Source organism: Psychrobacter aquaticus CMS 56, assembly GCF_000471625.1.
In the GTDB taxonomy this organism is placed as follows: Bacteria; Pseudomonadota; Gammaproteobacteria; order Pseudomonadales; family Moraxellaceae; genus Psychrobacter; species Psychrobacter aquaticus.
Window position 1 is genome coordinate 238131 of record NZ_AUSW01000034.1, and the last position, 22344, is coordinate 260474.

The 22344-nt window shown below is 42.9% G+C and carries 20 protein-coding genes and 1 tRNA gene; 9 read left to right on the top strand and 12 right to left on the bottom strand.

The window, feature by feature from the left end; all coding sequences use genetic code 11:
- Positions 1–17: 17 nt before the first annotated feature.
- From gspJ to tsaA, 7 genes are all read right to left on the bottom strand, one after another.
- Positions 18–827 (bottom strand): type II secretion system minor pseudopilin GspJ, encoded by an 810-nt coding sequence (gene gspJ / locus M917_RS10565; protein WP_021814834.1) that lies wholly within the window; start codon positions 825–827, stop codon positions 18–20.
- Positions 824–1318 (bottom strand): type II secretion system minor pseudopilin GspI, encoded by a 495-nt coding sequence (gene gspI, locus M917_RS10570; protein WP_021814835.1) that lies wholly within the window; start codon positions 1316–1318, stop codon positions 824–826. Before gspI ends, gspJ begins: the two co-directional genes overlap by 4 nt.
- Positions 1319–1321: 3 nt before the next feature.
- Positions 1322–2161, bottom strand: a complete 840-nt coding sequence (locus tag M917_RS10575; RefSeq protein ID WP_021814836.1) for a prepilin-type N-terminal cleavage/methylation domain-containing protein — start codon at positions 2159–2161, stop codon at positions 1322–1324.
- A gap of 157 nt (positions 2162–2318) precedes the next feature.
- Positions 2319–3002, bottom strand: a complete 684-nt coding sequence (locus M917_RS10580; RefSeq protein WP_021814837.1) for a TetR/AcrR family transcriptional regulator — start codon at positions 3000–3002, stop codon at positions 2319–2321.
- A 232-nt stretch (positions 3003–3234) separates the two neighbouring features.
- Entirely contained in the window at positions 3235–4023 is a 789-nt protein-coding gene (locus M917_RS10585) for a TatD family hydrolase (protein ID WP_040642614.1), read from the bottom strand.
- Positions 4024–4096: 73 nt separating this feature from the next.
- Positions 4097–5884 (bottom strand): GspE/PulE family protein, encoded by a 1788-nt coding sequence (locus M917_RS10590; RefSeq protein WP_021814839.1) that lies wholly within the window; start codon positions 5882–5884, stop codon positions 4097–4099.
- A gap of 172 nt (positions 5885–6056) precedes the next feature.
- Positions 6057–6902 carry a tRNA (N6-threonylcarbamoyladenosine(37)-N6)-methyltransferase TrmO gene (tsaA, locus tag M917_RS10595; RefSeq protein WP_021814840.1) on the bottom strand — a complete coding sequence of 282 codons (846 nt, stop codon included), beginning with the start codon at positions 6900–6902 and terminating at the stop codon, positions 6057–6059.
- Between the two features lie 438 nt (positions 6903–7340).
- Between tsaA and M917_RS10600 the strand changes: the two genes are divergently transcribed.
- Together M917_RS10600 and M917_RS10605 are read left to right on the top strand one after the other, a co-directional pair.
- Positions 7341–8114, top strand: a complete 774-nt coding sequence (locus tag M917_RS10600) for a ferredoxin--NADP reductase (RefSeq protein WP_021814841.1) — start codon at positions 7341–7343, stop codon at positions 8112–8114.
- 142 nt (positions 8115–8256) lie between these two features.
- Positions 8257–8342: transfer RNA gene (locus M917_RS10605), tRNA-Leu, on the top strand.
- A gap of 160 nt (positions 8343–8502) precedes the next feature.
- On the opposite strand, the gene M917_RS10610 is transcribed toward M917_RS10605, so the two are convergent.
- The gene (locus M917_RS10610) at positions 8503–8769 is read right to left on the bottom strand and encodes a hypothetical protein (protein ID WP_021814842.1); all 267 of its coding nucleotides are present in this window, start codon (positions 8767–8769) and stop codon (positions 8503–8505) included.
- Between the two features lie 501 nt (positions 8770–9270).
- Here M917_RS10610 and dinB point away from each other — a divergent pair.
- The 7 genes from dinB (at position 9271) to infA (ending at position 17772) form a co-directional block, all read left to right on the top strand.
- Positions 9271–10356: a DNA polymerase IV gene (gene dinB, locus M917_RS10615; protein ID WP_040642617.1), complete on the top strand. Its 1086-nt coding sequence runs from the start codon at positions 9271–9273 to the stop codon at positions 10354–10356.
- A gap of 178 nt (positions 10357–10534) precedes the next feature.
- Complete coding sequence (gene queA, locus M917_RS10620) at positions 10535–11737, top strand: tRNA preQ1(34) S-adenosylmethionine ribosyltransferase-isomerase QueA (RefSeq protein WP_021814845.1); 1203 nt, start codon at positions 10535–10537, stop codon at positions 11735–11737.
- Between the two features lie 110 nt (positions 11738–11847).
- Positions 11848–13605 (top strand): type IV pilus assembly protein FimV, encoded by a 1758-nt coding sequence (locus M917_RS10625; protein WP_021814846.1) that lies wholly within the window; start codon positions 11848–11850, stop codon positions 13603–13605.
- A gap of 51 nt (positions 13606–13656) precedes the next feature.
- The gene (locus tag M917_RS10630; protein WP_021814847.1) at positions 13657–15309 is read left to right on the top strand and encodes a FimV/HubP family polar landmark protein; all 1653 of its coding nucleotides are present in this window, start codon (positions 13657–13659) and stop codon (positions 15307–15309) included.
- Positions 15310–15460: 151 nt separating this feature from the next.
- The gene (locus M917_RS10635) at positions 15461–16546 is read left to right on the top strand and encodes an asparaginase (protein WP_040642718.1); all 1086 of its coding nucleotides are present in this window, start codon (positions 15461–15463) and stop codon (positions 16544–16546) included.
- Positions 16547–16589: 43 nt separating this feature from the next.
- Entirely contained in the window at positions 16590–17429 is an 840-nt protein-coding gene (gene truA / locus M917_RS10640) for a tRNA pseudouridine(38-40) synthase TruA (protein ID WP_021814849.1), read from the top strand.
- A 121-nt stretch (positions 17430–17550) separates the two neighbouring features.
- Positions 17551–17772: a translation initiation factor IF-1 gene (infA, locus tag M917_RS10645; protein WP_021814850.1), complete on the top strand. Its 222-nt coding sequence runs from the start codon at positions 17551–17553 to the stop codon at positions 17770–17772.
- 234 nt (positions 17773–18006) lie between these two features.
- Here infA and M917_RS10650 read toward each other — a convergent pair whose 3' ends face one another.
- The 4 genes from M917_RS10650 to leuD all read right to left on the bottom strand — a co-directional run bounded on the left by M917_RS10650 (position 18007) and on the right by leuD (position 22331).
- Positions 18007–19323, bottom strand: coding sequence for a L,D-transpeptidase family protein (locus M917_RS10650; protein ID WP_021814851.1), 1317 nt, complete (start codon positions 19321–19323; stop codon positions 18007–18009).
- A gap of 292 nt (positions 19324–19615) precedes the next feature.
- Positions 19616–20719, bottom strand: coding sequence for a 3-isopropylmalate dehydrogenase (gene leuB, locus M917_RS10655; protein WP_021814852.1), 1104 nt, complete (start codon positions 20717–20719; stop codon positions 19616–19618).
- Between the two features lie 92 nt (positions 20720–20811).
- Positions 20812–21540: a hypothetical protein gene (locus M917_RS10660; RefSeq protein WP_021814853.1), complete on the bottom strand. Its 729-nt coding sequence runs from the start codon at positions 21538–21540 to the stop codon at positions 20812–20814.
- A 140-nt stretch (positions 21541–21680) separates the two neighbouring features.
- Positions 21681–22331: a 3-isopropylmalate dehydratase small subunit gene (gene leuD, locus M917_RS10665; RefSeq protein ID WP_021814854.1), complete on the bottom strand. Its 651-nt coding sequence runs from the start codon at positions 22329–22331 to the stop codon at positions 21681–21683.
- Between the last annotated feature and the right edge of the window lie 13 nt (positions 22332–22344).

Consider the following 22344-nt stretch of genomic DNA (forward strand, 5'->3'; position numbering starts at 1 on the left):
TGCTCATTTATACCTTCTCAATTGCCATTTTCTCCACCATCGTTAGCAGTCTCACTATCATTGGTGTTGTCATTGTTGTTATTGCCATCATTACTGCCATTGCTATTAGGAATGTTTTGGCTATTATTGCGTGGTATTGGTTGCGGGGCAAGCGCCCACTGCCACGTGATGGGCATGTCTTGATAAGTGAAATTGACAGCGATGCCTTTTGGTAACAAAACCACTTCAGGCTGCGCGTTTTCCGGATTGACCGTTTGTCCAGAAGTAGGATTCGTAGTGCTATTATTGCTTTCTCCGTTGGGGAACGTGGTGCTCAATTCTGGTAAATATGCTTGCCAACGCCCAGCGCTAACACCTTCAAGCAATACACTGTCTAAGCTAATGCTATCACGCCCACCATCCACGCTGCTATATTGACGGCGAATTAAGCGCTCGTCAGCAAAAATATACTCGACATGCTGCACACTGGCACTACTTTGATAACGTGGATCAGGATCAGCAAAGCGTACAAAGCTGACATGCTCGCCATCTAAGCTCAAAAAAGGCTCAGGCGCTATTTCGTTCGCTTGATCAGCGCCGTTTGCACTGGTATTTGTAGCATTGTTATTTTGAACACTGGCGGCTTGATAAGGAATGATCTGACCCATGTCTTGCTGTAATTGCAGATAAGCATATTGCAATACGGCTAAATTGTCAGCATGAAATTGCGCCCGTTCACGAGCACGGTTGACGCTATCAAACACCTGCCAGCCAGCAACTGCCAGCATAGCAAATATCGCCATAGCAACCATCAGCTCGAGCAGAGTAAATCCATGCTGCGGCTTCACAGACGACCTCCCCTTTGCCCTGCGATATTTGCGTCCAAACCACCCAAATCTAAACTGCCAACATCTTGCTCGGGATTGCTCAATATCACATCGATATCCGTCACTGCGTTGCGCGTCTGTCCATCTATAATAGGTGCAACAGTGATGTTCACTTCTTTTAATGCTGGTGTCATGGCCTCGCTGACCGTCATCACTACTTGCCAATCACGCCCTTGCGCATTGATCGTTTGAGTGAGATTGGCCGTCAGCCACGTATCCTGAATACGCAAATCGGCCGCAGCGTTTTGGGCAACAAAGTGTGCAAGCGTACGAGTGCGCAATACATCGACTGAGCTAAGATAAGCACTACTTGCACGGCTAGCAGCGACAGCAACCACCGCCAAAATGGCCAAAGCTACCATCACCTCAATCAAGGTAAAGCCACCTTCACGCTTAGACTGAGAAAATACAGGCTTAGCAGAAGTCGTCAGCGACTTAGAAGAAATAGCCATCAACTACGACCCCTGTCCTATCGTCATACTACCGTCGGGCATAATCGTAATTACCTCACCGACCAGACGCGAATTATGAATCACTTCAATAGTCACAGGCGTCGCTTGTCCTGTCCCAAACCATAACACCTGCGGCACGGTTTGGTCGGTGAACCAAGGCTGTAGCGTTTGGCTCTGTACCGCATTTACTGTGTTACCAGACTCCAAGCTTTGCACCCGCAAACTGACACCAGCAGGCAGTTCAGGCAAGCTGACTTCTGGCTCAATCCCCCAGCTCGGCGTGGGTTGTTCACTAGTAACACCTGACATACCTGTCAGATCTGCAGACAACTCCATGGCATTTTTGGGACGACTGTTCATACTATCTGATGAACCATCAGCAGTTTGATAAGCAATATAAGGATTAGATAAAGTGACAATCACTGGCGCTACTTGACCCTGTTTATCCGCTTGTAGACTCAAACCCATAGGTTGCATACGCTCCGCTGATAATAGTCGAACGTAACTTAATGAATCGGTCAAGTGTTCATAAAACGCGCGGTTTTTGCGAGACTCACTACTGCCGACCGACAAGCTCATCATGCCAGCAAATATAGACAAAATAACCACCACCACCACAATTTCAACGAGAGTAAAACCCGTTTGTGAGTGAGAAATGCTTGGTGAGTTAACACTTGATAGGTTAAAAGAGGAAGCCTGAATATTTTTTAACGAGGAAACTTCACTGCAACAATGACGAAATGGCGGATTGATATCTGTCTGATTGTATAGCGAATGTCGATTGATTGCGCTGAGATGGCAACTGGCCGCTGAGCTGGACTGAATCTTGGCAGTGACCGGCATGTTGCACCTATAAGCCTATCATTGGCTTGTCATATGTGAGGTAGTATCGTGAGCTTTCAAAAATATAAAAAATAGCGTTAAACAGGTTGCCATCTGGATGACGGCAACGCAGGTTTTCATAAAAGCCTACTATTATAAAAATTGTCTAAAAAACATCCTAATAATTGGTATTACGATGTTCTTCTGATTCAGTATCGATTTGCTCTACTAATTCTTGCATATCCTCATCCATCACCTCATCCTCAGCGGCAGGATAATGGCTCGGCAGCTCTAGCATTTGCTGAACGAAAGCATAGCGCAAGGTATCACGGCGACCCAAATAGCGCTGATAAAAACTTGAGTTTAACAGCCCTGCACCGCCTTGACCCATCGCCCAAATAGAGGACAAGTAATCACGCGTGCTCAAACTGCTATGTTCATCTTTTAGATAAGCACTGATAATATCAATCAAACGCTTCATACGCTGACGGCGAATATCATACAATTCACCAAATAAACGATTGAGACCCGTCACCGACGCCGCCAAACGCTCTTCTATTTGATTGAGTAACATCGCTTTTTGTGGATTAAACAGCTGTTGAAAAATCATACGCGCCACGCCTGCCGATGGACAGTCGTCAATACGATTGATCTCAAACAATTGCTCTTCGTAACGGATAATAATACGCAAATAAAGCTCATCTTTACTGGAGAAATGCTTATATAGTGTACCTTTAGCCAAATCAAGCTGGTCTGCCAAACTGTCTAAGGTGATATCACCATCGCCCGACTCGAGTAGCAATTGCTCTGCCATCGCCAAGATATTTTCTTCTCGTGCCTTAAATTGATGCTGACGACTCATAGTCTCTCCTAAAATCTGACAAGATGAAGCATATGACCATTCGCTGATATCTGTATGTCGGCAACTGGCCTATGAGGCTACAAACAGTCTGGCCGGAAAACAACGAAGAATATGCTTGCGTGTGCTAAATAATCATTGAGAATCATAGGATTACGTTCGGTATTCAAACCCCTTAATACGTAACGCCACAAGGCCTTCTCACAAATGACTGATTGGTCATAGCATAACCATTTTAGTGATACTGTGCCAGTAAATTTTCAAAGTTTTTTGCCGTTAGCGCACCAACCTCATCGCTACTACAGCCATACATACCTGCGATGTGACTGGCGACGTAAGGTACATATGCAGGCTCATTTGGTCTGCCGCGTTTCGGTACAGGCGCTAAATAAGGACTGTCCGTTTCAATCAATATTCTGTCTCTGGGCATTTTTTGCGCAGCATCTTGAATCATTTGCGCGCTTTTAAAGCTGACAATACCCGAAAATGAAATATAAAACCCAAGATCTAACGCGCGTTTTGCGGTATCCCAGTCTTCGGTAAAGCAATGGATAATGCCATGTTCAGCGCCTTCGCTTTTTAAGATATCAATCGTATCTTCTTTGGCGTCACGCATATGTATCACGAGTGGCTTTTTCAGGCTTTGGCTGGCGTGGATATGACGAGCAAGGCTAGCTTGTTGCTCTTTTTTATTCTCAGTTGACCAATAATAATCCAGCCCAGTCTCCCCTATTGCCCATACATGATCGGCACGGGCCGTTTCTATCAGCCGCTCGACAGTCGCTGATTGTAATACATCAATGTCTTCACAAGGATGAATACCCACGCTCATGCCTAAGTTTAGCGTTTCATCACCATAGGTGCTGACGATATTGGCAATCTCATCATATTCGGCAAAATCACACATAATCGCCATGGCACGACTGACATTGGCTTCTTTCATAGCAGCAATCGCGCCGGACAATTCACCATCATACTTGGTTAAATCCAAACGATTAAGGTGGCAATGGCTATCAGTAAACATAAAAAATCTCAGTAATAAAAGTGGATAAACAAAAACCCGATGAAGCATTAAACCTCATAATACACACATTACTTTAATGCAGCGGTACTACTCGCATCACTTCTTCTATGGTGGTGATTCCTTCACTAATGCGCTTTGCCCCAGATAGGCGCAAAGGCTGCACGCCTTCTCGGTACGCTTGCTGCTTGAGCACATCTAGATTGGCATCAGCGGCAACCAATTTTTTTAACTCATTGGATAAAGGCATAATTTCATAGAGACCAACGCGCCCTTGATAACCAGTATGGCGGCAGTGCTCACAGCCCTGCGCTGTATAAATCTGTGCTGGCACTGGCGCGCGCCACGGTTGCACCAACTCTTGCCACTGAATGGCTATTTCACTGTCAGGCGTTACATCAAGCGCCTTTTTACAATGCGGGCACAATGTCCGTAATAAACGCTGCGCCATTACGCCCAGTATGGTGGCCGAGGTCAAAAACGGCTGGATGCCCAAATCGTGCAAACGAGTGATTGAGCTTGGGGCATCATTGGTATGCAACGTCGAGAGCACCAAGTGTCCTGTGAGCGACGCTTGCACTGCCATATTCGCTGTTTCGGCATCACGAATTTCACCCACCATAATGATATCAGGGTCTTGGCGCATTAATGAGCGAATACCATCCGCAAAATGCAAATCGACACCTGGATTGACTTGCATTTGATTAAAGGCTGGCTCAATCATCTCGATGGGATCTTCAATGGTACAGACATTCACTTGCTCAGTGGCCAGCTGTTTGAGTGTACTATATAAGGTAGTGGTCTTACCTGAGCCAGTTGGCCCTGTGACCAAAATAATACCATTTGGATGAGCCGTCAACTCATGCCACGTTTCAAGCTGTTTACCGGACAGTCCGAGCTGCGCAAAGGAGCGTACCAGCACTTCAGGGTCAAACACCCGCATGACCAGCTTTTCCCCAAAAGCAGTGGGCATTGTAGACAGTCGTAACTCAGTCTCTAGCCCTTTTGGGGTACGGGTTTTTAGGCGACCATCTTGCGGCTTGCGTTTTTCGGCGACATTGAGTCGTCCTAGAATTTTAATACGTGCCGTCACCGCAACTATAATCGCCAAAGGCATCTCATAAACCGTATGGAGCACGCCATCAATGCGAAAGCGTACCTTACCTGTCTCACGCCGTGGCTCTAGATGAATGTCACTGGCGCGCTGCTCAAAGGCGTATTGCAATAGCCAATCAACGACTCTGACGATGTGCTGATCATTGGCATCGGGATTGGTATTGTCGCCTAGTTGCAATAACGCTTCGACATTGGTGACATCAGCCGCCGCACGTTTATGGACACTATTTGCCCCTGCAATCGCTTGCGTGACTTGATAAAACTCTCGTCGATAGCGATTAATCTGTTCAGGATTAATATAAACCGTACGATAACTTTTAGATTTTATTAACTTTTCAATATTGGCTTGCCAGTCTGTATAAAACGGTTGGTCTGTACCGATGACCACTTCGTCGATCTTCACTTCAATTGGCAAAATATGCTGCGAGCGCGCATACTCAAATGACATTAGACGTGTTACCGCTGGCACATCGACTTTTAATGGGTCAATACGAACCAGCGACATATCTGCTTTTGCAGCAAGCCATTGATTTAGCCATGCTATCGTCAGTTTGGTCTCAGGATTATTATCAAGTGCATGACCATTCGGCAGACCGAACTCACTAATGGTGAGTAGTGGGTGCTGCGCTTTATCACGACGACTCGTAACCACTAGATTGTAGCCACGCTGATCAATCACCTTATCTGCCAATAACTCATCTAGGCACCAACGCAAATCAATCACTATCGAATACTTATGAGCAGACATATTGTTCTTCTTTTATGATTGGTGAAAATTAAAATACTACCTCTTAAAACACGGTCTCTTAAAATACAGTCTCTTAAAATACAGTCTCTTAAAATACAGTCTCTTAAAATACAGTCTCGTTGGCATAATTAGGTCGCCAAAAGAGAGAGTCAACAAGACTGGGATAAAATTTTTAACTCACTTCTACAATGGCGATTATCTGTAACTGCCCTGATTCTATCAATTGAAAGCTCACATCCACCGACTTATAGCGCATCACAAACGGTATTTTTATGTCGTGACGGCGATAGGCAGGACGCGGGTCTTGCGCGATTAATGCTTTGATAACATCGATATCAGAAACGAGCAATTGACTTTGAGTCTTATGAATCAGCGCAGCAACCGTAGCAGGTTCTGTATCAGCATTCTTATTATCACTTCTATGCAACTGCCATATATTGACTAGAGTCATAAATTGCTCATAAGCAGACTCAGTGAGAGTCACGTCTAAAGACACAGGAGCCATTGGGGCAAAGCCACTCGCTGCATCGATGATCGCATCACTATAGGCCACATAGGGTTTGATATCGATAATGGGTGTACCATCTATCATATCTGCACCGCTAATAATGAGGAATACGCGCCCTTGTACGATCTCAATACGCTCAAGCTTAACGACCGACAACCCCAACGCCGAAGGCCGATACATACTACGACTGGCGAACACCCCTACTCTTTGATTGCCGCCCAGTCTTGGTGGTCGCACTTGCGGACGAAAACTATTATCTGCTTGATTGATAGAATTTTCTTTATTGATATAGTTCTGATGAAACTGCCAACTGATCCAAATATGACTAAACTCATCCAAACCTATAAAAGCTGCTGGCGTATCATAAGGCGCGCTCATTTCGATGACGCTGGTCAGCGCTACCAGATTGGGTTGTCTTGGCGCACCAAATTTCTGTGAAAGTGCGGCGCGATGATAGCCAATAATTGGCGCACGATGATAATTATCCTGAGACGCATTTTCGTCGCCCATAAATCCACTCCATTAATGACAAACTGCTCTGATAAAACACTTCTATCCAATCTTACAAAATTACTCGCTAACGATATTCCATTTTATCATGCTGCATCGTCGAGGCTTGTCAGATTTTTATTTTAAAGTTTGCTATTATGAGCAAACCATTCGATGGTAGCCTTTTGAGTTCATACACTATCGCACCTTCCTATAGACTTTCAAGGCATCTATATGTACTTATCACATCGGATAAAATGTTAGAATAGCGCTCAGTTTTTGACTAATGCGCACGTCTCATTATCAAGCGCTTACCCAATTAATGTTTCAAAAATAATATTTCAGACAAGCATCAAGGCTCAGAGACGTTTTTGTCATTTTTAATTTATCATTAAAAATATTGAGCTGATACTCATCTAAACTTAACGATACACATAACCACTTATTAACGAGGACTTTATGTCAAAACTTCGCACCGAAACGGTCACAGAGGTTCATCATTGGAATGACTCTCTATTTAGCATCAAAACCACTCGTGATGACGGCTTACGTTTTCGTAATGGCGAGTTTGCGATGATTGGAATCGTTGTCGATGGCAGGCCTCTATTGCGCGCTTACTCGATTGCTAGCCCAAACTACGAAGATCATTTAGAGTTCTTTTCTATTAAAGTTCCAGATGGCCCATTGACCTCACGCTTGCAGCACATCAAAGTAGGCGATGAATTGTTAGTGAGTAAAAAACCGACAGGGACGCTCGTGCTAGACGATTTACTGCCTGGTAAACACCTCTACATGCTCTCAACAGGAACGGGAATGGCGCCTTTCTTAGCACTGGCACGTGACCCTGAAGTCTATGAGCGTTTTGACAAAATCATTTTGGTTCATGGTGTACGCCATGCGGAAGACTTGGCTTATCGTGATATGTTCGAAAATGAACTACCAAATGACGAAATATTTGGAGAATGGTATCGCGAAAAATTTATCTACTACCCTACCGTCACTCGTGAAGAATTTAGAAATCAGGGCCGTGTGACTGATTTGATGAAGTCAGGCAAACTTTTTGCAGACATTGGATTGCCACCGATAAACAAAGACGATGACCGCGTGATGATATGCGGTAGCATGCCCTTCAACGCAGAAGTCTCAGCGATTTTAGATGACTTTGGCTTGACCGTTTCACCGCGTATGGGTGTACAAGCGGATTATGCCGTTGAGCGCGCCTTTGTCGGATAGATAGATCTAATTGCTTTAATCGAAAATAATTTGAAATAATTCTTGACGGCTAAAAATAGGCTGCTATAATATGCAGCCTATACAGAGTTAACCCTGTAGCCCAATTCGATAATATTTATTTAATAGACATTATCTTCTACATGCCAGTGTGATGGAATTGGTAGACATGACGGATTCAAAATCCGTTGCCTTTAAAGCGTGTCGGTTCGAGTCCGACCACTGGTACCAATATAAAACAATTTAGCCTCCTCATTTGGAGGTTTTTTTGTGTCAGTCATATTTAGTTTAATTTTATTGATGTGCTTATTTATGGCATTGTCAAAAATTTGAGTCGCAAGTAAGACGAGTATCAGCACCCTATCTAATAAGCTAAATGAATATGACAAAGCTAGTCATATTTTTTGGCAATGCTATGGTCCATTTCATGTTCTGTAACAGCACTTATTTGAATCGGTACAGCAAAGCTCCATGGTATACCCGCACTGCAATAAAAATATCCCTCATGAAATGACATAATATAAGCCGTAAAATCGTTATCGTAATGGTCCATCATGGCTTGCTCATCGCTTTCATCACACACTGCACACCATATTTTTTTCTGTCCTCTTGCCAGCATCAATCGGGTCAAATTACTTCCTTTCAATTCGTTATTCATTTTAAGCTCCTTAGCTCATCTAAACGCTTAAAAAAACACATTCTCAGAACGTTAACCTTACCAATAATTAGGTCTTGAGTTTGATATAAGACACAATCAATAGCCTTTTTGAGCAACCAAGAGGCATAAAAAATATTGCTTGTTGTTCTGTAGTTATGGCCGATCGTGGATACTTAAGTGTAAAACAGCAGCATTAAAACTGTAACATTTATTCATGATCAGCGGAAAGATATTAAGATGAACGGTTCTATAGTCGATACCAAATAACGAATGGATACACGTTTACTATGAGACGATGTTATGACATGAGGCTGATACAAATTTTTCTTGCTGTGCCATTGCAGGCAGAGGTGACAAAAAAATCCCCGCCACGCTGACTCTCTTTTATATTCACTTGAATATGCGCACCACTTAAATTCACTTATGATTATATTTTATAGGATTGATATTCCTAACAATTGATACTGAAATAAGGCAGTCAAGTCGGGTAAAATAATAATTATGACAGCCTCTACCAATTCTAGCCCTCGTAAGATTATTCACATAGATATGGATGCTTTTTACGCCAGTGTTGAGCAGCGTGACTTTCCTGATCTACGTGGTAAGCCATTGGTCGTGGGCGGTGATCCAAACGGTCGCGGTGTGGTCGCGGCTGCCAGTTATGAGGTACGTGAATTTGGCGTGCGTTCTGCGATGTCGTGCTATGAGGCGCGCAAACGTTGTCCAGAAGTCATATTTGTACGACCGCGTTTTGAGGTTTATCGAGCCGTCAGCAATGATATCCGCACGATTATGCATAGCTTAACGCCCTATGTTGAGCCATTGTCATTAGATGAAGCTTATCTGGATGTTACTGGTCTACAAGTTCATCAAGGTTCAGCGACGTTAATGGCCAATTGGCTCAGAGCTCAAATCCTAGAACACACCGGTTTAACGGCTTCTGCTGGGGTGTCATTTAATAAAATGTTGGCTAAAATTGCCTCTGATATCAATAAGCCTAATGGCATAGCCGTCATCACGCCAACTGATGCCGATGCCTTTATTAGTACGCTACCTATTGAGCGCTTTCACGGTATTGGTAAGGCAACAGCTCAGCGTCTGCACTCCATGGGAGTGAATAACGGTGCTGATCTTAGGCGCATGCCGGCTGCTGTACTGGTGCAAGAGTTTGGCAAACGTGGACAGTTTTATCATGATATTGCGCATGGTCGCGATGAGCGTGCGGTAAAATCTGAGCGTACTTATAAATCAGTAGGTTCAGAAACCACATTTGCAGATAATTTAAATGATGATGACAAATTACGCATACAAATTTATGAGCAAAACGCCGATGCCTTTAATCAAATGCAAAAAAAACAGCTTATAGCCTATACCATTACACTCAAAGTAAAATATGCAGACTTTACGCAAATCACCCGTTCACACACGCTATCAACAGCGTTTGATAGTGCCAAATCCGCCCATTATTGGTTGGACAAATTATTTTCAGACATTCCACGCCAGCTGCCGATTCGACTTGTTGGTGTTACTTTTTCATCGCTCACACCCGCTACAGAACTATTACCTCAGTTAAGTTTATTTGAATAATAGTTAAGATAGTTGATTTTAAAGTGCATTGTTGATTATTCATTATTAGAATTTATTACTTAGGCTATTTATATGTATTAAACAGATTTTATGCGCATCAATCCCTATTAAACTGTCCTTTCATAACTGCGTTTCTGCTACAATTACGCCAAAACTTATATCCATTTAAAGACTGATTATGACCGATTCCCACGCTGTAAACTCCGATAATAATATTCAGATTAATACTAATAAAGATGACGCCGTTTTAGACTATTTGAGCGTTAATGATTATGATTATGAGCTGCCAGACAGCCTGATTGCGCGCTATCCCTTAGCACAGCGCTCCGCTTCAAAGCTTCTGTACTTAGCCACTGATAATCAGAAAAATGTGGCCCACGTAGAGGATCGTTTATTTGCTGAATTGCCTGATTTGTTAAATGCTGGCGATCTCATTGTGTTTAACGACACCAAAGTGATGAAAGCGCGCTTATTTGGTCAAAAAGATACAGGCGGCAAGCTTGAAGCGCTCATTGAACGCTTGATAAATATTTCAGATTTAGATGCAGCAACTCTACATTTAGAAACTATGGACGGTAAGCTCGTTAATCAAGAACATATAGCTCTGTGCCATGTTAAGGCCAGTAAAGCGCTCAAACTCGGTCAACGCGTGGCACTTGCTGATGGTCACATGAATGCAGTAATGGTTGGTCGTCAAGATAACTTATTCGTCTTGGCGTTTGATGCGCCTATTTTGCCGCATTTAGAGCTTTATGGTGAGTTGCCTATTCCGCCCTACTTTGAGCGCCATGCGGATGATACCGACAATACGCGTTATCAAACGGTCTTTCATGATCCAGCCAAGCTTGCAAGTGTGGCTGCACCCACGGCAAGCTTACACTTTGATGAATCAGTACTCAGTAAACTGGCAGAAAAAGGCATTAACACGGCTTTTGTCACTTTGCACGTTGGTGCTGGTACCTTCGCTCCAGTCAAAACAGACAATTTACTCAATCACACCATGCATAGCGAATATGCGCATCTGCCACAAGCAACCGCTGAGCTTATTAATCAAACACATGCAAACGGTAACCAAGTTATCGCTATTGGTACAACTGTGACTCGTGTCCTTGAAACGGCGTATCAAAAAACAGCCGTAAATGGACAAGCGCTTTCTAGTTGGTCAGGCGATACGGATATATTTATTTATCCTGGTTTTAAGTTCGGCGTTATAGATCGTTTGCTCACTAATTTTCACTTGCCTAAATCAACACTATTAATGCTGGTGTCGGCATTTTCTGGTAAAGCGGCCATTGAACACGCCTATCAACACGCTATCACAGAACAATATCGCTTCTTTAGTTATGGCGATGCAATGTTGCTCGACAAAAAAGTCAATTGAACACGACTCAAACATTTTTGCATTGGACACAACAGTTGTGAAATAAACTGGTAAACTAAACGGTATTTTGTTATAACAGCAAAGACAACTTATATCTTAAAGGGCGGCTCATGTCTTGTCATTTATCTCATCGCTTGACTACGGTGCATCGCGCGATATCGATGGCATTACTGTGTTCTGTCGGCTATGCCACTCTAGCATCGACTGCACAAGCTGCAACGATTGGCAAAACGGTGGTGACTTCTGCCCAACATGAGCCTCTAGCTGCCAGTATTGTGGTCACTAATATTCGATCAGCTGATTTTTCAGCCAGTTTGGCAAATCCGATTATTTATCAACAAATGGGACTGACACCCACTGATTCGATGACTGTACGTTTCAAGCCTACCTCAGCGACCAGTGGCCAAGTATTCATTACCACATCAAAACCCGTTTCTAAGCCATTTGCTGATGTCGTATTGGCGATAGAGGATAATGGTCAGCGCAATGTCATTCCTAAAACGTTATTGATGCCACTCGATACTAGCTTACCCATTGCAATGCCTAAAAACATCGTAACAGGGGCAAAAAAACCTAACTTACCCAGTGTTTCGGCAAATAATGCCCAACCATTGACGGTGAGAAAAGGTGCGCCGCCGCCACTAATAGCAGTATCTCAGTCATCATCAACACCCAAGTCATCGACGAGCGAATTGATAGCTTCTAGATTGCCAGCGCCCAGTATTAACGCAGCTGGTATTCAAGTACCTACTGTGACCACTACATCGCAAAACAACAACCTTACTTATGCCTCTAGCCGCTTAGATAATGGTCGTTTGAATACCACTAAAAATACTGGGACAATTAACATTAGTAGCAATAATAATCAAAATGCAGCCAATAGTGTGATGGATAATAAAACCATTACAAATGACGCAGCCACACTCCCTGACAAAGCAATGGTGGCAGAAAATGGTAAGCCTAAGACAGCTATCATTACTGACAAACAGTTAGATATTTTAAACATACAAGTCACTCGTCAAATACAGCCAAGTAGTCAGGCAGATGTTGGTATGATGGCGGCTTCCCCAATCATACCAACACCAAATAATAATAATGCCAATGTCTTAAATCCCAACATTGATATTAGCATTGCAACTGCTGCAACGAGCAATGTGACTGCTAACACCGTTGCATCTACAGCGCCTAGTAACGTCAAGAACAACGCTTTTTCTGCCAATAAGACAACGAATAATAGCACCACAACCCAATATCAAGTACAACGCAACGATAGCCTGTGGGTTATTGCGCAGCAGATCGCCCAAGAAAATAATCTAGACATCCAAACCGTAATGAAAGAAATTCAGTCACAAAACCCTGACGCGTTTATTAATAAAGACGCTGGTCAATTAAAGGCTGATGCCAAGCTGAGTTTACCCAGTTATGATGTCCTACCTTCTCAAAAGAATTTAGAAGCCGCTATTAGCGCACAAAGACCATATAGCCGCCGAGCACACACTCCAGTAGCAACAAAGACAACCAAGACGTCTGTTAAGAAATCCTCTGAGACAACTCAAACGGCCAAAGTGCGTAAAAAACCAACAGTTACTAAGACACAAACATTGCCAAAAGCACAATTTTCAGTGCTCGCTCCTGATAACAATGGTAGTGCAGAAGGTACGCAAGTAAAATCAGCTGCGAAAACAGGTAACGGTCTCAGTACCGATATATTAGCAACGCTCAAAGCATCAAGACAAAGTACAGCGTCACAAGCTCAGCGCTTGTCAAAAACCAGTAGTGCGCTTGATAGTTATACTAAAAAAATTCAACTACAGAATCAAAAACTGGCTGAGCTACAAGCTCGTCTCAAAAAACTACGCAATCAATAATTGCCTGACTGATCAACGCAGTATGCCATGATCATAGGCGTGGGAATAACTATGGACAATATGCTATATATCATCGCCGGATTGGTGCTTATCTTATTAGTAGCTGGTTTAGTATTGCGCAAAAACAAAGCACAGAAACCTTCAGTGCCGCCGCATGTCATACCAAAACAGAACACTGCTACCCAAACCACGGCGACTAAAAACAATTACGACACGCCTGCCCCAAGCCATACAGATGACAATAAATTCGATCCTATTATGATTGCCCAACGTTTTATGGATCAGCAGCGCTATGACAAAGCCATTGAAACGCTCGATCGAGGGCTGAAAGAAAAACCGAATGATAGCCAGTTGTCTCTTAAGCTACTTAGTATCTACGCTACCATCGATCAACCTGAAAGCTTTAATACCGTTTACGAGACTATCAAGGCGCGTAACGACTCAGATGCTATTGCACGAGCCAATGAGTTAAAAGGGTTGTATTTTGAAGAACAAAATTCAGTATTCGCACAAGAAGTACCGGCAGAAGACAATACCAATTTCCAAAGTATAGATTTCGACTTACCACCCCCACCCACCCAAATCGATAATAATAAAACTCAGTCTGACCAAACACCTGCTGAGAATAGTAGCCCTACCTTAATCAATGAGTCTGTCGATACACCAGTATTCTCAAATGAACGGGATGAGATTAACGCTACTACCGAAAATGTAGAAGACGACTTTGATCTTACGCTAAGCGACTTCGAGAATGATTTTGACGAACCTACTACTACCGCCACATCAATAGACGTTTCAGACGATGAAAGCTTTGATACATCTACTATTGATAGTACAGATGCCATCGAAGATAAAGATATTAGCGACTTCGATTTTAGTTTCGATATCTCTGAAGCAGACAATGCGCCAACTGAACCTGCTGTCACGTCGAATACAGCCGACAGCGCTACCGAAACGATGGCGTTAGATCATGAAGAGTTTATTTTAGACTTTGATGACTTGACAACGGATGATGATAAAAATACGGAAAAACCGATTGTTGAAGCAGTGAATGTCGACACCACTCAAAACATTGAAGATGACTTTACGTTATCTTTAGAAGGTTTTGAGGAATTGGATAACTCGAATAGCACAAAGACTGTATTAGAAAACGAGAAGCCTATCCTCGAACAAAGTCATGATATCGATAATTTTGTGCTTGAAGACAGTAGCTTTGAAGACTACACGTTAGATGATACCTTTCAAGAGAGTAATCTTAAAGAAAGCAGTCTTGTAGACAGTAATTTTGAACCTAATCATCTTGAAGAACAATCATTCGATGAATATGATTTAGAAAGTCCTCTTACTGAAGCGTCAAGGATCGCGCCAACTGCACCTTTACTATTTGATGATAACACTCTATTAGATGATGACTTTGAAGCTGGCTCTTTGGTAGCAACCACTCCAGAAGCTCCAGTCGAAATCAACACTGACATTGCTACTGAAGCAAATGTTGAAACAGCAGAAGATTTTTCAGCACGTTTTTCAGCAGACTTTGATTTTGTAAAATCGTTAGACAGTAATCAGGTAACTTTAGATTTGGCTGGTCAATACCTACAACTGGGTGAATATGACAGTGCCAAACGCTTGCTCAATGAAGTGATAATTCAAGGCAACAGCGAACAGCAAAAACAAGCACGATTGTTACTTGAGCGTACCGCATAATAAATAATCGGTTCTCTTATCATTCAGTACTTTATGGTTATAGACGTAGAGTACTGAATGATTTTTTTGCATTTAGCCCTGATATTATCTATCATTAGACTCCTTCTCTTTCACATTCTTTCATTGTGCCACTATTATGCTAGCCTCTGCTATGACAAAGACCGTATCTGACCCTATTCAACTGATTTATGCTGGTGGTACTTTTGGTAGCTATGGGCGACCTTTAGCGCCGTTGTCAGCAGAAGTGTTTTTACCTACTTTAAAAAAACTACTGTTAGAGCAAGACAACGCTGCCAATTTACCGAATATCTCATGGTTAGACAATCCGCTGATTAAAGACAGTAGCCAACTTACTCCTAGCGATTTTATACATTTCTATCAATTGCTACTGACCGCTTATGCGCAAGGTGATAAACGCTTTGTTTTAATCACTGGCACTGATACTTTAAGTTATCTAGGCGCTTTTTTAGCAGAAGCTTTTGCAGGTAGCGATATTTGTGTCGTTTTAACCGCAAGTATGCGCCCCTTACTAGACAGTGAGGTACTGAACTCCTACTGTATCGATACTCACAGCGATGCTTGGGACAACCTTAATGATTCGTTGAAATTGGCAGCGGCTGGTGAGTCAGGCGTCAAAATTGGTTTTGGCGGTGAATCGTGGCCTGCACAAACTGTACAGAAAATCCACAGTCATGACTTGATGGCATTTACAGGTCATTTTCGGGCAGCATATCCAGCCAATAGTTATATAAAAAATCTACCAGATATCCGTCGACAGCATTGGCTTGATGATCAGAAAAAAGCACTGAGTAGCATTCAAACACGCGCCGAGCACGCGCGCATCCATGCGATATATTGTTTGCCTAATGACGCCAAAGTCATTAACAATCAACTAACTGCCTTATTATCGCAACCGCCATGCGGCATCATCCTGTTGGGGTTTGGTTCAGGTAATGTTCCTTATTCAGCAGCGCTAGCAGAGACGTTAGAGCTTGCCCACAAAGAAGGACACATGGTGATATGTGCCAGTCAGTGTCCCTTTGGCGGCGTTAGTGACAGTTACGCCGCTGGCAGTTGGCAATATAACCATCACGTGATTACTGGTGGGCGTCTGACTATTCCCGCTATTTATGCACGATTGTTGTGGTTGCTATTGCGTTATGACAGTCCAGCCAGACGCCGGCAGCGCTGGTTGAACAATAGTAATCAGGCTGGAACCAGTATCAAAAAACGATAAACGACGCTCAAACACCTTTAACTTCATGAGCTTAAAAACTATAATGTCTGAGAATGAAATTACTGAAACTGAACGTTTACCAACTTATACTTTGGCAATTGCTATTGAGTTTTTAGGCACACATTATCATGGCTGGCAGCGGCAACGAGAAGTGCTGGGTGTGCAACAAGCGTTAGAGACAGCTATCAGTAAAGTCGCTAACGAACCAGTAGAAGTCATTGCCGCTGGGCGTACTGATGCCAGTGTACATGCCAGCAATATGATTGCTCATTTCACCACTCAAGCATATCGCCCCACACACAACTGGTTACGCGGCGTGAACAGCTTATTACCTGATGACATTGCACTACGCTGGATTCAACAGATGCCAGCCGATTTCCACGCGCGCTTTGGCGCCATTGCCCGTCGTTACCGGTATATTACCCTCAATCAAGCGCAGCGCCCTGCGATACTCAATCATCAAGTGACTCATATATACGAGCCGCTTGATTTGGCAGCGATGCAACTGGCTGCGGCTGACATCGTGGGTACTCATGATTTTAGCAGCTACCGCGCTGCCGCCTGTCAATCCAATCAGCCAGTGCGTACCGTGAGTCATGCTAACCTTTTCGCTCATGGGCCATTCATCGTTTTTGACATTCAAGCAGATGGGTTTTTGCATCATATGGTACGCAATTTAATGGGCACGTTATACGCCATAGGTAGACAAGAGCTAGCGCCAGCAGATTTTTTAAATATCTTAAATAAAAAAGATCGTACGATTGCACCGCCTACTGCTTCTGGCGATGGCCTATATTTTATTAATGCTTACTACCCCGAGCATTTCCAGAAACTATTACCAAACGCGCCTCTAACGCCTATGTGGCTAAACCTACCCGACTAAATTAATATAAGTCGGCATACATATCACTTACATGCTGTCAAGTCAAAAGCAGGTTCTGTATTGCTTTAATCTACTAACTTACGTATAATATGGGCTTATTTTTAATTGATTGATACAAATTATGGCAAAAGACGATATTATTGAATTTGAAGGCGAAGTCATCGACACCCTTCCTAATACTTTGTTTAAAGTTCGTTTAGAAAATGGACATGAAATCATTGCGCACATCTCAGGTAAGATGCGTAAACATTACATTCGTATCTTGACGGGTGATAAAGTTAAGGTAGAAATGACACCTTATGACCTATCTAAAGGTCGCATCACTTACCGTGGTAAAAACTAAATACTCGTTAACTACAATGGTTATGAACGTATTTGTAAAGATACAGCCAATAGCCGAATAGCTACTTTTTCGCTGATATAAATGATTGGGTAGTTTAAATGATAATAATAATGAAAACGTCTACCTGCTCATTATTGCCTATCAATGTTTTAGTTATTTAGTATGAGCTGTCTTTTCTTACCATAAAAAATACCGCTAAATTTCAGCGGTATTTTTTTGTCTATATTTTCTCGTTCAATTAAACTCAACGGTTGCGTCATTTTCAATAACGCCCAAAAGACTGAGTGCATCCCAATTGGTTAGACGGACACAGCCCGCTGATGCTTGACGACTAATACGCTCAGGATCGGGTGAGCCGTGAATACCGTATGAGGGCTTACTTAGCCCAATCCATACTAAACCAACGGGATTATTCGGGCCCGGCGGAATGATGGATTTTTTGCCATCATCATCCGTATAGGTGTAGTTAGGCTCGTGAATTTTAACTTTAACCTGATGCGTACCCGTTGGAGACGGTGTTGCCGTGCTGCCCACTGTCGTTGGATAACTGGCGATCAAATTGTTATTATCATCGTAAGCATAGAGCGTTTGAGTGGACTTGTCAGCGACTACGCGGCTCACTGGCGTGGTGTTAGGGTTACCGGGATTGTAGACGATGATAGTCTCACCAATTTTAAAGCTGGCACTAGGATTGAGCGATTTGAGATAATCCCGACTGATATGAAATTTTTCACCCAAGGCTTCAAGGACGCTTTCATAATACATGCCATCGAGCTTGGCTTTGGCTTCAGCACTAGCAGGAATGTCGATGGTTTTAACATTCACATCAGCATCCGTTAGCTGATAGCTTACCAGTACAGGCTGTGAGATGAGCGAACTATTCTTAGTCAAGGCTTGCCAAGTTTGAGTATTCATTTCTTCAGTTACTGGTAACCCTTGCGCTTTTTGAAACGCTTGCATGGCTTTTCGAGTATTTTTTCCCCAGTAGCCGTCAACCGCACCAACGCCGCTATGATTCCAGTTCAAGAGCGCTTGCAATTTGGTACCAACGTTACGATCAATCTTACTGCTAGCCTTCCATGTTGCTTGGTTAACCTTTTTTGTGGTCTCTGACAAACTTCCTGTACTATATTGAATCTTGGGTAATAATCTGTTGAGTGAATTGGCAGTTTTACTGTTGCCTTCAATTTGTTGACTAACGCCATTGGTAACTGGACTTGTATCGTTGCTATCAGTCATTGTACTGTTTGTATTTATGCCGTCCGTATTGTTTATAGTATTACCTGTACTATCAGTATTTTTCATGTCACTGCTTTGACTAGTATTGCCATTCATCTCAGACTCAGTATCTGCATTCATACTATCATTTGCTGCGGTACTATCTGTATTGCTACCCGTACTATTGTCTGTCGCACCGCTTTCAGACGACTGACTGGCATTAGTCGTTTGTACGTTCTTGTCAGTGGTACTGGCATTGCTGCAACCGACCAATAACGCTGATGTCGTACCTATGGCAACAATGAAGCGGCCCACCTTAAGTAATTGAGACATAAAACTCTCCTAAATCATCACTATATATCGAAACCATGTATCGAAAAAAATATTCAAATTTACTATACAAATATATTGCCATATCTCTACCACTGCACCCTAACGGCTTTATGTTACCAACTGACCATTCTTGCCCTATGTTTGTTAATAGAGTGAATAAAAGCATCGATTTATTTACAATAAGCTGCGATTCAAGACTTATAGCATAAAAAACCCATAAACTGCCAAGCAATTTATGGGTTCATTTTCTTATCTTCGGTGAGTGCTACTTATGTCTAAAACAGAGCTCGACTTATATCAACTTAGCCAATACTGCCTGACCCATTTCTTGGCACCCTACTTGCTTGAGGCCAGCTTCACTGCTGTCTAAAATATCCACAGTGCGTAGACCATCATCTAAAACATCACTGACCGCTTGTTCAATCGCCAGCGCTGCCTCTTCTTGCTTAAAAGTATAGCGCAGCATCATGGCGACAGACAAAATAGTCGCCAGTGGATTGGCCCTATCTTGTCCAGCAATATCAGGCGCTGAACCATGGCACGGTTCATACATACCTTTACCTGCTTCATCCAGACTCGCTGATGGTAGCATGCCAATAGAGCCTGTTAGCATAGCGGCTTCATCAGATAATATGTCACCGAACATATTGCCCGTTACCATGACATCGAACTGCTTGGGATTTTTGATCAACTGCATACACGCATTGTCAGCATACATGTGCGTTAATGCCACATCGCGATAGTCTGTTTGCTGCATCTGGGTTATCGTCTGCTTCCACAGTTCAGTAACCTCTAACACGTTTGCCTTGTCTACTGAACACACTTTCGCCGCCGTACCTGCTGCTTGCGCACGTGTTTTTGCCAACTCAAAAGCAACCTTGCCGATGCGCTGAATTTCGCTCGTGCTATACACCATAGTGTTATAGCCTTGCTGCTCGCCGTTTTCTAATGTGCGAATACCACGTGGTTCACCAAAGTAAATACCTCCCGTCAGCTCACGCACGATCAGCAAATCTAAGCCTGAAATGATCTCAGGTTTGATACTTGATGCGTTGACAAGCTGCGGATAAAGTTTTGCTACTCGCAAATTAGCAAACAAACCAAGCTCACCACGGATTTTAAGCAGGCCACGTTCAGGGCGTTTACTACGCTCAATCTCATCCCACTTAGGACCACCAACAGCGCCAAGTAATACCGCATCGGCAACTCGTGCGCGCGCCAACGTTTCATCTGGCAGAGGCTCACCAGTTGCATCAATTGCTGCACCGCCAATCAATCCAGATTCAAGGGTCAAACCTAATGCAAACTGCTTATTGACAGCTTCGAGCACATCAATGGCTTGAGTCATGATTTCGGGGCCGATGCCATCGCCTGCTAATGTTAAAATCGTTGCCATACTGGTCCTTTTGGGTAGGTAAATTCTTATTAACTGGGGTATGTTAAAACGTAAAAGAAGCTAACACGTTTTAAATTCTAATGTTCTATTTACTATACTTTGACTTTTTTATTCTTAGATACTGTTTGTACTGTCTGACTCATACTGGTTTCTAAAAACTCACCTTGACGCTCGGCACCCAGTTGTTTACAAAATCGGCGCTGTACTTTATTGCCTTGTAACAACTCAATACATAGAGGTTCAGGTGAGGCGTTTTCCAATAAGCTACCAGAATTCTCACTAGATTTTTTTTGATAAGCACGTAGCTGATAAGTACCAACTTCAGCAAAATCATGAATCATTGCAAAACGCTCAATGTATCTGCTATTGTTTTCTGGATAAAAATTTACATGGATTTCACGCTTGGCGGGCATTACCCGTGCATAATAATTGGTCAAACCCGGCATCGCCGACGCAGACAATGGCACTATTTTGATGGCATTTTTGTTGGTAAGTGGTGCCATTTTCAAATTCATTGGCGCTTTGGCAATTGATTTAGCGCCATTATCATTTGACAAATCCACCACCATACTGGGATTGACTGGTTCATGACTATCCGGCGCAATGATTAATGTTCTATCTATTCGCACAATTTCACAGTGATAAGTGCCCACACAGGCAATATTCACTTCACCAGCGATAGGCTGAATCTTACCTGCCCACGCATTAGCGCTTTCTGCATTATTTATTTTTTGATAGCCAGTTAATAGCTGACAACCAGACAATAATAAGCTGGCAGTAAAAATTGTACTGCTCCATAAAACGTAACGTTTTTTATTCATAATGGCGGCTACTATTCATAAGAGAAATAATAAAATATCGTAGAAAACTCTCCCTCATTTTAGCCAGTTCACCGTCATAACTCAACGCTGCATTACTACTGTTTAGTAGTTTCGTAAGCAATATTCTATAGAGTAACTGGTTAGGCTCGTACTTCGTTAAATATCCAAGGGGTTTTCTGCATCATTTTATATTCATAATTCTTGATAGCATCGCTTTGCTGCAAGGTTAAGCCGATATCATCAAGCCCGTTTAATAAGCAATGTTTGCGAAAATCGTCCACTTCAAAAGCATATTCTTCACCTGTTGGCGTGATAACGACCTGACGCTCAAGATCTGCTGTCAACTCATAGCCTTCATTAGCCACCGTGGCTTTCATTAACGTATCCACGATTTCTTCGTTTAGTACAATTGGCAGCATGCCGTTTTTGAAACAGTTGTTATAAAAAATATCAGCAAAGCTTGGCGCAATGACGGTACGAAAACCATATTCTGACAATGCCCAAGGCGCATGTTCGCGACTAGAGCCACAGCCAAAGTTTCGACGTGCCAGCAAAATAGTCGCGCCTTGATAACGTGGTTTATTTAGCACAAATTCTGGATTGATAACGCGTGTGCTATTGTCTTGACCCGGATAGCCTTCGTCAAGATAGCGCCAATCATCAAATAAATTGACGCCAAATCCTGTGCGTTTAATAGACTTCAAAAACTGTTTTGCAATAATCTGATCGGTATCGACGTTTGCACGATCAAGGGGGCAAACGATACCCGTTTGAGTGTTATAAGCTTGCATAAAATGTCCTATC

Excerpts from the sequence above, each read along its gene's own strand:
- M917_RS10580 (WP_021814837.1), bottom strand. The coding sequence starts at position 3,002 with ATGAGTCGTCAGCATCAATTTAAGGCACGAGAAGAAAATATCTTGGCG.
- M917_RS10635 (WP_040642718.1), top strand. The coding sequence starts at position 15,461 with ATGACAAAGACCGTATCTGACCCTATTCAACTGATTTATGCTGGTGGT.
- M917_RS10650 (WP_021814851.1), bottom strand. The coding sequence starts at position 19,323 with ATGTCTCAATTACTTAAGGTGGGCCGCTTCATTGTTGCCATAGGTACG.
- M917_RS10585 (WP_040642614.1), bottom strand. The coding sequence starts at position 4,023 with ATGTTTACTGATAGCCATTGCCACCTTAATCGTTTGGATTTAACCAAG.
- M917_RS10590 (WP_021814839.1), bottom strand. The coding sequence starts at position 5,884 with ATGTCTGCTCATAAGTATTCGATAGTGATTGATTTGCGTTGGTGCCTA.
- M917_RS10600 (WP_021814841.1), top strand. The coding sequence starts at position 7,341 with ATGTCAAAACTTCGCACCGAAACGGTCACAGAGGTTCATCATTGGAAT.
- tsaA (WP_021814840.1), bottom strand. The coding sequence starts at position 6,902 with ATGGGCGACGAAAATGCGTCTCAGGATAATTATCATCGTGCGCCAATT.
- M917_RS10575 (WP_021814836.1), bottom strand. The coding sequence starts at position 2,161 with ATGCCGGTCACTGCCAAGATTCAGTCCAGCTCAGCGGCCAGTTGCCAT.
- M917_RS10625 (WP_021814846.1), top strand. The coding sequence starts at position 11,848 with ATGTCTTGTCATTTATCTCATCGCTTGACTACGGTGCATCGCGCGATA.
- leuD (WP_021814854.1), bottom strand. The coding sequence starts at position 22,331 with ATGCAAGCTTATAACACTCAAACGGGTATCGTTTGCCCCCTTGATCGT.
- dinB (WP_040642617.1), top strand. The coding sequence starts at position 9,271 with ATGACAGCCTCTACCAATTCTAGCCCTCGTAAGATTATTCACATAGAT.
- M917_RS10630 (WP_021814847.1), top strand. The coding sequence starts at position 13,657 with ATGGACAATATGCTATATATCATCGCCGGATTGGTGCTTATCTTATTA.
- M917_RS10660 (WP_021814853.1), bottom strand. The coding sequence starts at position 21,540 with ATGAATAAAAAACGTTACGTTTTATGGAGCAGTACAATTTTTACTGCC.
- truA (WP_021814849.1), top strand. The coding sequence starts at position 16,590 with ATGTCTGAGAATGAAATTACTGAAACTGAACGTTTACCAACTTATACT.
- M917_RS10610 (WP_021814842.1), bottom strand. The coding sequence starts at position 8,769 with ATGAATAACGAATTGAAAGGAAGTAATTTGACCCGATTGATGCTGGCA.
- queA (WP_021814845.1), top strand. The coding sequence starts at position 10,535 with ATGACCGATTCCCACGCTGTAAACTCCGATAATAATATTCAGATTAAT.
- leuB (WP_021814852.1), bottom strand. The coding sequence starts at position 20,719 with ATGGCAACGATTTTAACATTAGCAGGCGATGGCATCGGCCCCGAAATC.
- infA (WP_021814850.1), top strand. The coding sequence starts at position 17,551 with ATGGCAAAAGACGATATTATTGAATTTGAAGGCGAAGTCATCGACACC.
- gspI (WP_021814835.1), bottom strand. The coding sequence starts at position 1,318 with ATGGCTATTTCTTCTAAGTCGCTGACGACTTCTGCTAAGCCTGTATTT.